8 protein-coding genes, 1 tRNA gene and 2 pseudogenes are annotated in these 10,736 nt (G+C 48.0%); 8 read left to right on the top strand and 3 right to left on the bottom strand.

The genetic code is table 11. The annotated features are described in order from the left end of the window. Positions 1-106, top strand: a pseudogene (locus NDI34_RS03260) (IS630 family transposase); the annotation flags it as partial. Between the two features lie 351 nt (positions 107-457). Further along, complete coding sequence (locus NDI34_RS03255) at positions 458-1,435, top strand: DUF2382 domain-containing protein (protein ID WP_190410781.1); 978 nt, start codon at positions 458-460, stop codon at positions 1,433-1,435. A gap of 163 nt (positions 1,436-1,598) precedes the next feature. Here the strand turns inward: NDI34_RS03255 and NDI34_RS03250 are convergent, their stop codons facing one another. Beyond that, the gene (locus NDI34_RS03250; protein ID WP_348231834.1) at positions 1,599-4,244 is read right to left on the bottom strand and encodes a DUF3536 domain-containing protein; all 2,646 of its coding nucleotides are present in this window, start codon (positions 4,242-4,244) and stop codon (positions 1,599-1,601) included. A 492-nt stretch (positions 4,245-4,736) separates the two neighbouring features. Here NDI34_RS03250 and cax point away from each other — a divergent pair, with 492 nt between their 5' ends. After that, positions 4,737-5,858, top strand: coding sequence for a calcium/proton exchanger (gene cax / locus NDI34_RS03245; RefSeq protein ID WP_190410779.1), 1,122 nt, complete (start codon positions 4,737-4,739; stop codon positions 5,856-5,858). Positions 5,859-6,218: 360 nt separating this feature from the next. Here the strand turns inward: cax and NDI34_RS03240 are convergent, their stop codons facing one another. After that, positions 6,219-7,040 carry a tetratricopeptide repeat protein gene (locus NDI34_RS03240; RefSeq protein WP_348231838.1) on the bottom strand — a complete coding sequence of 274 codons (822 nt, stop codon included), beginning with the start codon at positions 7,038-7,040 and terminating at the stop codon, positions 6,219-6,221. 115 nt (positions 7,041-7,155) lie between these two features. Continuing rightward, positions 7,156-8,259, bottom strand: coding sequence for a Holliday junction branch migration DNA helicase RuvB (gene ruvB, locus NDI34_RS03235; RefSeq protein ID WP_190410775.1), 1,104 nt, complete (start codon positions 8,257-8,259; stop codon positions 7,156-7,158). A gap of 103 nt (positions 8,260-8,362) precedes the next feature. On the opposite strand from ruvB, the gene hisF reads away from it, so the two are divergent. From hisF to dndE, 5 genes and pseudogenes are all read left to right on the top strand, one after another. After that, the gene (gene hisF / locus NDI34_RS03230; protein WP_190432715.1) at positions 8,363-9,133 is read left to right on the top strand and encodes an imidazole glycerol phosphate synthase subunit HisF; all 771 of its coding nucleotides are present in this window, start codon (positions 8,363-8,365) and stop codon (positions 9,131-9,133) included. Positions 9,134-9,235: 102 nt separating this feature from the next. Beyond that, complete coding sequence (locus NDI34_RS03225; RefSeq protein ID WP_190410773.1) at positions 9,236-9,448, top strand: hypothetical protein; 213 nt, start codon at positions 9,236-9,238, stop codon at positions 9,446-9,448. A 67-nt stretch (positions 9,449-9,515) separates the two neighbouring features. Continuing rightward, positions 9,516-9,588: transfer RNA gene (locus tag NDI34_RS03220), tRNA-Ala, on the top strand. Positions 9,589-9,685: 97 nt separating this feature from the next. Further along, positions 9,686-10,330 (top strand): annotated as a pseudogene (gene dndD / locus NDI34_RS03215) (DNA sulfur modification protein DndD); the annotation flags it as partial. Between the two features lie 5 nt (positions 10,331-10,335). Beyond that, positions 10,336-10,716, top strand: a complete 381-nt coding sequence (gene dndE, locus NDI34_RS03210) for a DNA sulfur modification protein DndE (protein WP_348231832.1) — start codon at positions 10,336-10,338, stop codon at positions 10,714-10,716. The last annotated feature ends 20 nt before the right edge of the window (positions 10,717-10,736 follow it).

Genomic DNA, 10,736 nt, shown 5'->3' with positions numbered 1-10,736 from the left:
TGAATGGATAGAGATAGAGGCTTATCGGGACTGGAAAAGTTTAGTAAAGTATGTCAAAAATGTGCTAAAAAAAGTCGGAACCGAATATGTAATTAATTTTGCTTAAGCACTTAGGTTAAGAATAATTTAATCTTTTGAAGAGTTTATTAATTAAATTCTATATCTATCCATTGAAATATATACATACCTGTCTGAAGGGAGATAAAAAATCAAAACTTGTTGCTTTCATTAGCAAATATAGAAAGATAATTGGTAATTATTTGTAAAAAAACTTATTTTTATCTCTACTTAATAATTAACTGACAAAAACTGAGCAAGTGCTCCATAATTGTGCATCCTCTTTAGGGCTTATGTATTGAATTTATTGAAGTCAGTCGCTAGCCAGATGGAGCCAGCGTAGAGACTTTTAGCATAGATACATAAGAAATACACAAGAAATTTGGAGGAAAAGAAAAGCATGGTTTTATACAAGCTTGAAGATTTCGACACAGACTATCAAGACACTTTTGGCGGTGAAGACGTTAAGGGATTTGATGTCTATTCAGATATCAGCGATGACAAGGTTGGTAGCGTCAAAAATATCTTAGTTGATGAATCGGGGCGTTTCCGCTATTTAGTTGTTGATACAGGCTTCTGGGTTTTCGGTAAGCAAGTATTGCTACCAGTGGGTCGTTCTCGGATCGACTATGATAATCGGCACGTCTACGCTGTTGGGCTTACCAAAGAGCAAGTAGAAAATTTACCGGAATTTGGCGACGAGCTCAAGGTTGATTACGATTACGAAGAGCAGGTGAGAGGAGTTTATCGCAACTCGGCGGTAGAGCCATCTGTGGAAACATCGGCACCGATAAACACAGCAACACCTTTAGATGCATCTGCACCTTTGGGGGCACCTGTTGTGGAACCTAGTTACGCCGCTCCGATGGCAGGTGCTGTACCTGTTGAGGATAATTATGAAGCTTACGATCGCGATCGCTACAATTATCAGCAAGAGCCATCTTTGTACGATATGAACGATCGGGATCATCAAACCCTCAAGTTGTACGAAGAACGGTTGATTGCTAATAAAACCCGCCAGAAAACAGGCGAGGTAGCGGTTGGTAAACACGTTGAAACTGAGACAGCGCGAGTTTCAGTCCCCATTGAAAGGGAGCGAGTGATCGTTGAGCGCGTGACTCCAGCAGATGCGGGAAGAGCTGTTACTCCGGGCGAAGCTGCCTTCCAGGAAGGGGAAGCTGCACGGGTAGAAATCTACGAAGAAACTCCTAACATTCAAAAGGAAGCTTTTGTACGTGAGGAAGTCAGAATCAGAAAAGAAGTAGATCGTGAAACGGTTAATGCTGAAGAACAGCTTCGTCGAGAAGAACTGGATGTGAATAGTAACGATCTGCCAATTCGGGATCAAAACATCCGCACCGATCGCGATCGCATCTAATCGCGTAGAGGCTACACCCTTTTGAATCTGAAATAATGGGTGAAACGCTTCAAGTGTAAATATGAAGGGGTAGGTTTTGTAACCTACCCCTTCATATTTGAGAGCAGCTAATCGATTCAGGTAATGGGTGATTCGTCGGACAATTCCCCATTACCCGTGACATTTATGACAGTTGATTCAACCAGGGACTGACATCTACAGCTAGCTTTTGACCGAGTAATAGCAACTGACGTAGCTGAGACGAATTGCCGTTAGTTTCTGACTCCAGCAGCGGCACAATTTGGCTGTGGAGACAGCTAAAGTAGAGTTCTTGAGGGCGATGCAAAGATAAGCCGAGGTGTAGCTGATTGCCTACAGAAATCATCCGCTCTAAGCGTTGGATATCTGCTTCTAGAGTGGCTGGGTTAGAGTCGTGCAGAAGCTTCCAGAGCGATCGCAAGATCAACTGCTCTAAAGTTTGCTTGGCATCGGGGATATTCAACTGACAGCGCAGTTGATTCGCTTCTTTCGCGATCGCTTCCAGTTCTGCCAGCTGATTCAAACCTTGCTGGGGTTCACCGTTTTCTTGCTCCAGTGCCCGTAGAGACATCCGGGCGCGGTTAGAAATTGCCACTTCTGCGGCTACTTGCAACTCTTGCGGAACGGGCAGCTCATCGCGCTGGAACGCCATCAAGATGCCGTAGTTATCCCGGTAAACCTGCGTATAAAGCTGGTCTAGGCGGGTTAAAGTTTTCTGACTCAGCAGCCGCATAATCCGGTGCCGTTCCTCAGCAAATAATTTCTGCAAATTGAATGAATTACCCCCAAATAGTTGGGACATCGCCAGGATCGCGTGAGCAGCACTAGCCTGTTGCAGAGCCGCAAACAGCTTTTCTTTCATCTGGCTATAAGTGCGGCGACCGGCAAACGGTTGAATGCAGCAGTGGAAATCCCAGCCGCCCAAATGAAGAACGGCAAAGACTAAATGAGTACTTTCCCAGGTAATTTCTGAAGTTAGTCGCAGTTGCCCCACCGCTAGAGTCAGCGATCCCATGCGTTGCATCTGGTAATCCAACTGATGAGCATCGTAACAGTAGACCCGCTGTTGTTGGGGATAGGTAGTGAATAGGGAACTGATGGCATAGTGTGCTGCCACTTGCTCTATACCAATCTGGGCACTGACTACCAGTTGCCGGTACACCTCAGCTCCGTGCTTGAATAAATCAACATTACTGGGAGCTTGGGAGAGGCGTTTGATAAATCCTTTTTCCAACTGCACACCAGAGACATCACCGGCAAGTTCCAATGCTCTAGCGGCGTAGCGGAGAATCTGCGTTCCTTCAGGTCTTGAGAGTTCTTCAAAGAACCAGCCGCAACTGGTGTACATCAGCAGACTATGGCGCTGCATTTCCAATAGGCGCAGGGCGTCTACTTGTTCTGATGGTGTTAGTTTGCGGGTGCGATGGCGGGCGAGGAAGCGCTCTACATTAGCAGGAGAGCGATCGCGAATTACGTGGATATATTCATCCCGTGTAGCCCAGGGATCGCGGAAGAACTGGCGACCCGTTTCTTCATAAACTTTGCTTAACTGATCCCGCAACCAATCTAGGGCATTCCGCAGGGGACGCCGCCATTTCTGATGCCAAACGCCACCTTCGCCACCGCAACCGCAATCATCCTGCCATCGATTCACTCCGTGAGCGCAACTCCAAGCCGTGACTGGCTTCAGTTCCACTTCCCAGGTGGGAGGATTCAGACTCAGGTAATGAGCATAGTTGGTGACAGTCCAGCCGCGCCGGGGAAACTCGTCCACAAAGGCGAAGGCTAAGGTTTTCTCTGTCCCGCTTTTGTGGTGTCCAAAAGTTTCGCCATCTGTGCCAACAGAGATGAGCTGCGAAGTCCGGCGATCCCCGCGCACTGCTGAACCGATGCGTCCAGCTAGCGTCCCAGCCCAGCCCAGTACATCATTAAATCCCATGTCCCGCGAGATCGGGCCATCGTAGAAAAAGATATCGATGTAAGGGGTATCTGGGGTTTCGTTGGTGGGGAATGAATACTCAGTGTTAAGGGGTGAATCTTGCGTGCTGAGTGTGGGTTTCAGATAACAGCGATAGGGACGGGTGGGATCGATCTGAGATCCGCCTACTTCCAACCACTGAGTCACCGGCTGCTCGTCTGTGGGGATCGGTCGGCAACGTTCAGCTTGAGAAGGTGCTAAAACAATGAACTTAATTCCTTCTGCAACCAATGCTTCTAAGGTTGCATAGTCAACGGCAGTTTCAGCCAGCCACATCCCTTCGGGATCGCGCCCAAATCGGGAACGGAAGTCTTCTTTACCCCAGCGGATTTGGGTGTACTTATCCCGCTCGTTGGCAAGCGGCATGATGATGTGATTGTAAACTTGCGCGATCGCATTGCCGTGTCCGTTCAGGCGATCGCTACTTTTGCGATCCGCTTCCAGAATTCGCTGATATACCTCCACGTCGTAGCGTTCCAGCCACGACATCAATGTGGGACCAATATTAAAGCTGAAATACTCATAGTTATTCACGATCCCCACGACTTCGCCTCGGTCATTTAGCACTCTGGCAAAGGCATTCGGGCGATAGCATTCATGGTGAATCCGCTCATTCCAGTCATGGAACGGAGACGCACTCGGCTGCCGTTCAATCGCATCTAGATAAGGGTTTTCGCGGGGCGGTTGGTAAAAATGACCGTGAACCGTAACATAAACGCCGGTAGCCGTTTGCAGGGGATCGGTTGCTACACTGGTGTTTGCTGTTCCCTCAGCAGAATACTGTGAAGCTGGTCTTTCAGCAGCAGAAGTCATAGGATCGCATCCAAAATTAGTAAAAAATTAGGGTCAATAACTTATCTAGATAGACTGAGCATCCCCGCGTTTACTTGAACGCCAGGGAAACAGCAAGTTAAATCAGTCCATCTGGAGAAGGCGAAGACTCACCACCCAAACATGGCAAAGACTCTTGGGGGCGAAGCCTTCTCTCCTTAAATGGGGGGGTCAAAGCAATCGGTTTAACATCCAATTATTTTGCCCGTACCGATGAGCAACTGCCTGTGCCCCATGCCGGTAACGGTCAATGAACAAAATTGAAAAGCCAGGATAGTTACTTGTTACTTACATGATTCAAGCGTAATGCTGCCATGCTTGGAACACTAACTTCATGCAAATGAATAGTAAATTAACTTTGCTTAAGGAATCCTGCGTCTAAAGAAATATTCTGTTACATACTCAAAGACTGAAAGAAGCCAGAACACTCAACAAGCGGCTATCCTAGACACGAGCTAAATACGAATAATTTGGATGCTGTCTCTAAACACGCTTTTTTCCATTCTTTTGTTGTTTATCCCTATTTCCATTACGGCCCACTTTCTGGAATGGGGATCGTCAGTCGTCTTCATCACCGCTTGTCTGGGGATTATTCCCCTTGCCGCTTGGATGGGCACCGCCACAGAGGAAATCGCGGTTGTTCTTGGCCCCTCCTTGGGAGGACTGCTGAATGCTACTTTTGGCAACGCCACCGAACTCATTATCTCCCTCGTTGCCCTCAACGCGGGGCTGGTGGATGTCGTCAAAGCGAGTATCACCGGCTCTATTATCAGCAACTTACTCCTGGTCATGGGCTTTTCCATGCTATTGGGGGGCTTGCGCTTCAAAGAGCAGGAATTTCAGCCAATGGTGGCAGGGGTAAATGCCTCGGCAATGAACCTAGCAGTGATTGCAATGCTGTTACCAACCGCGATGGACTATACCTCCACCGGGATTGATGAAGCCATTGTCCAGCAACTTTCGGTCGCCGTTGCTGTAGTATTAATCGGAGTCTATGGGTTGACGCTGCTATTTTCGATGAAGACCCACAGCTATCTCTACGATGCGGGTGTGGCAGAACAGGAGATACTCACTGAGTTAGCTGAGTCAAATCTCGCTCCAGAAGATCCGGAACACAAAGTTAACCTGCCCCTATGGATTGGAGTGCTATTAGGCGCAACGCTACTGGTTGCGGCGGAGTCGGAACTATTGGTTTCCTCCTTGGAAGAAGCCACCTCCCAACTGGGTCTGACGGCGCTGTTTACAGGGGTGATCCTGGTTCCGATTATTGGCAATGCTGCCGAACACGCTACTGCTGTCACCGTAGCGATGAAAAATAAGATGGATCTTTCTATCTCAGTGGCGGTGGGTTCTAGCTTGCAGATTGCCTTATTTGTGGCTCCGGTTCTCGTTCTGACGGGTTGGGCGTTGCACAAACCGATGGATTTGGACTTCAACCCGTTTGAATTGGTGGCAGTGGCGGTGTCGGTATTAATTGCCAATTCGATTAGTTCTGATGGCAAGTCAAACTGGTTAGAAGGCACCCTGCTATTGGCTGCTTATGCAATTTTGGCGTTGGCTTTTTACTTCCACCCAGTCATGGGGGGAATCGGGTAGAAACACAAAAGGTAAAAGTTCTTTCTTCGAGCTTTTGTGTTTTTTGATGACTCCTGTGGCGTCTATCGACCGTTGAAAAAGGCGATCGCTAACCTGAATGGGTGATTCTTTTTTACCTGGCAGGGTGAGGGGGAAGCGTGGCAAAGCAGATTACCTTGGAACTGTAGAAAAGTTTTGATTTGCTTCCAGGTCATCCCTAGAAGTGAATCAAAACCGCGATCGCCCTTTCTCACTAAATGCGATCGCTATCTCTATACAGAAACTCTATACGGAAAATTCCTCAATCAAAAAACCGCTTTCTTAAAGAAGGCGGTTTTCTGATATTTGTGGCACAAACCTTAGGGGTAGTTGCAATCGCCTTTATTGTAGACTCAGAAATTTCTCTAAGGCGGCAACCATGACTGGAGGCCAACGGCGGACATTTTTTACCCAGTTAATGTCTTTATAGCGACGATCGATTCCGACAACGGCAACCCAGTTACTTTCGGCTTCGCCCCGATTTCCCTGTTCCCAGAGAGCAGCGGTGAGGGCAGCCCGCATATCAGGAAACTGGGGGTATTTGCGAACAATATTCTTCATAGTGCGAATCGCTTCTTTTTGCTCGCCCATTTGATACAGAGCGATCGCGTAATTGGCTCTGGCAAACGCAAAATTGGGAGCGAGATCGGCGGCTTTTTTGTAGTCAGCGATCGCGTCCTCCCACTCGCCCAATCCCGCTTTGGCATTCCCCCGGTTGTTGTAAGCCATTGCATCCTTGGGATCGATTTCCAGCACCCGATTGTAATCGGCGATCGCTTCCAAATATTTCCCCTGTCCTTCTAATGCAGTACCGCGATTTAGATAAGGATCGGTAGCGTTCGGGGCGAGTTCAATAGATTTATTAAAGTCAGCGATCGCATCTGACAATTTATTCTGGCTTACCTTGGAATTTCCCCGATTGCTCCAAATAGCCGGATTAGTGGGAAATCGCTCAATTAGCTGAGTCCATAACCCTTCAGCCGTAACAAAATCACCGGCATTTGTCGCGGTAAACGCTTTAGCCGCTAGTTCGTCTCCTTCCTGCAACTCAGTTTCCGTGTAAGTGGAAGGTGGTTCTTGGGCGATCGCTAGCGGCACATTTACGAACCCAGTTGAAACAGTAATAAACAGAATGCTCAGTAAAGTCAGAATCCAACGAATCATATTATCTTGGCTTTTAGAATTTGGTAGCATAGGCGCTGCCCAGCAGAAAGCTAATTCCTGGGCAATGCCCATCCTACTACTGCTGTATTCGTCATTTGTCTTTAGCTTATTATCCTTAGAATAATGACGAATCATATCCTAAGTGCTTTCGGGCTGCGGGAGTGGCAATGCGACCGCGAGGCGTTCGGTGCAAATAGCCAATCTGCAATAAATACGGCTCGTAGACATCTTCAATTGTTTGGGCATCTTCCCCTGTGGCAGCGGCGATCGCTTCCAAGCCTACAGGCCCCCCATTAAATTGTTCTATCATGACGGTCAGCATTAACCGATCTGCCCAATCTAAACCCATTGGATCGACACCGAAGACTTCCAAAGCTTCCACTGCAATAGGTTGTGTAATTTCCCCAACTTTTTTTACCTGAGCAAAATCTCGCACCCGTTTTAAAAGGCGATTGGCAATTCGGGGAGTTCCACGGGAACGACGCGCAATTTCTTCAGCACCATCTGGTGTAACCGGGGCTTGGATCACTTCAGCCGTCCGCTGCACAATCAAAATCAGTTCATCCAACTCATAAAAGCGTAACCGTTGAATTAAACCAAAGCGATCGCGCAAGGGTGACGACAGCGAACCTACCCGCGTCGTTGCTCCCACTAACGTAAAGGGCGGTAGCGGCAAGCTGCGAGTTTTCGCGCTTTGACCCTTCCCAATCGTAATATCTAACCGAAAGTCCTCCATTGCCGGATAAAGCAATTCCTCCGTCATCCGACTCAAGCGGTGGATTTCGTCAATAAAAATAATATCTCCCGGCTTTAGGCTCATCAGTATCCCCACAATATCGCGGGGACGCTCCAACGCGGGTGCAGAGGTGATTTTACAAGTGGTTCCCATCTCCGTCGCCAAAATCAGCGACATCGTGGTTTTGCCCAAACCCGGCGGGCCATACAGCAGCAAGTGATCCATCGACTCGCCTCTGCCTTTTGCCGCTTGAATCGCAATCTCTAGAACGCCCTTGAGGTCTTTTTGCCCAATATACTCAGCCAGTCGCTGGGGTCGCAGACCTTCTTCTTGCTTCTCGGTTTCGTCCATTGCGACGGTTGGCTGCAATAACTCTTCAACCGTTTCCTCTGGCTGAGATTTGCGGCGTCCCGCTGGCTTTCGGCGTTCCTGGGGTTTCCCATTGGGTTCTTGAGGCTGCTGTTTAGAAGAAATTATCGCCATGATTAAAAATTTATTTTAAAAACAATACCAAGACATGAAGACACAGAAGGTCTAGAGTGTATAGGCTTTCATTATCATTACATCGGGGAACCAGAGGATTGTCATGCTTGCAAAAAGAATACTGCCTTGCTTAGATGTGAAAGCAGGGCGAGTTGTCAAAGGGGTTAACTTTGTCAATCTCCAGGATGCTGGCGATCCGGTGGAACTGGCACAAGCTTATAATCAGGCGGGTGCGGATGAGTTGGTGTTTCTGGATATTACTGCCACTCACGAAGACCGGGGCATCATTCTGGATGTGGTATATCGCACCGCTGAGCAGGTATTTATACCCCTTACGGTGGGCGGGGGAATTCAATCCTTAGAAAATATTAAACAATTGTTAAGGGCTGGCGCAGACAAAGTCAGCATTAACTCGGCGGCGGTACGCGATCCAGAGTTGATCGATCGGGCGAGCGATCGCTTCGGCAATCAGTGCATTGTGGTAGCAATTGATGCACGAAAACGGCAAGACCCCACCAACCCCGGTTGGGATGTTTACGTGCGGGGGGGGCGGGAAAACACAGGCATCGATGCAATTAATTGGGCGCAAGAAGTCGAGCAACGCGGCGCGGGCGAACTGCTCGTTACCAGTATGGACGCCGATGGAACTAAGGCAGGCTATGATTTAGAGCTTACCCGCACTATAGCGGAACAAGTACAAATTCCAGTAATTGCCTCCGGTGGTGCTGGTAACACGAGTCACATTTATGACGCCTTAACGGAAGGGAAAGCGGAAGCGGCACTGCTGGCTTCTCTCCTGCATTACGGAGAACTCACTGTATCAGAAATTAAAAACTATCTCGCAGAGCATCAGGTGCCGGTGCGGCTTTTGTAAAGGCGAAACTTCTTCCTTCTGGAAGAAGCGGCTTTGGCTTTGTAGCATCAATCTGTTCGGTTGTATATATTAGAATAAAGGAAGTGTTACAAAACGTAAATTATGTTAGTTGGTATTTTAATTTTTGATGTGGCTCTGGTGGCGTGGTCGCTGCACCTGATGCAGGAAGCCTTCGACCAACAGGAGTTCTCCTTAATGCTTGCTGGCACCCTGGTGGCGCTATCAGCCGCCGCCATGCTAGTCGTATATTTCCTGATGAACAGCTACATGGGTTATATCAGCCATCTTGCTCAACACCCCTGTTCGTTTTATTAATTTATCGTTGCGGAAATTTTACTTGACGACTTGCGAATTTTTAAGGCATAATCATAAAGCACCGTAAGGGGTTATAGCTCAGTTGGTAGAGCACCTCAATGGCATTGAGGGGGTCAGCGGTTCGAATCCGCTTAGCTCCATAAGAATAAACCTCACCCCCAATACCTCTCCTGTGACTTTACCCATAAGTTTGCCGGAATGGCAAACTTATGGGTAAAGTCATAAGAAGTCGTGAGCCTCAAAGCGGATCGCGAACACAGTCAGCGGCTTATTGACCAAGCAGAACAAACGCTTGCTCGCACCAGGCAAGAATTGATGGATTATGGCAAGCTGGCGATCGACCGCAAAAATGACGAGCATACACTAGCGGCGATCGCCAAAGTTCAAGACACCCTCAAAGTGTTCAAGCAAAAGCTGAAACTCCGTAAACTCAATCAGCTTGAGACTTTGGTAACTGAGTGCTTCCTCTACTTACTGCACAAATCGAATTTAGTCCATCGTGTCCAAATCGACACTGAAACCTTCAGCCTCTCCCTATTTGACTACGAAGGGCAGCCTGTCCCCAAACATCGGCTGTCTGCTGGTGAGAAGCAACTATTGGCAATTTCTCTATTGTGGGGATTAGCCCGTGCCTCTGGTCGGCAGTTACCTGTGGCGATCGATACTCCACTAGGTCGGCTTGATTCCTCTCACCGCAATAACTTGGTCGATCGCTACTTCCCGCAAGCCAGTCACCAAGCGTTGCTCCTCTCGACTGATACTGAGATTGGCAAGACGGAGGTGAAGCGGTTGCGGGAGAATGGGGTGATCGCTCGTGAATACTTGCTTAAGTACGATCGCACGGAACATCAAACCCAAGTAAAACCTGGTTCCTTCTGGTAAAGCCTATGGAACTCCCTGTCGAACGAGTCCGTATTTCTCAAGCTGCAAAGGATCAACTGATCAAGCTCAAGCGTTCTACCAAGATCGATCAGTGGAATATTCTTTGTCGATGGGCGTTCTGCCGCTCTCTAGCAGAACCTACTCCACCATCGCCTATCGCGATCCCTGCTGATAGCAATGTGGAGATGACTTGGCAGATATTTGGAGGCGAAATAGCTGATTTACTTGTCATTGCTCGTAGGCAACGTTGTCATTTGGATAAAATAGACACATCCCAAGAAAACTTAGCTGTTCAATTTCGACTACATCTTCACAGATGTATCGGATATTTATCTGCTAGACATAGGCTTAAAATCCATAGCAGACTTAATCATGCCCACAAGTAACACTGACTATTATTCTAACT

It is taken from the genome of Trichocoleus sp. DQ-U1 (genome assembly GCF_039961925.1).
Lineage (GTDB): Bacteria > Cyanobacteriota > Cyanobacteriia > Cyanobacteriales > FACHB-T130 > FACHB-T130.
The sequence above is the reverse complement of the archived record's forward strand: the minus strand, read 5'-3'. Positions and strand labels throughout refer to the sequence as shown.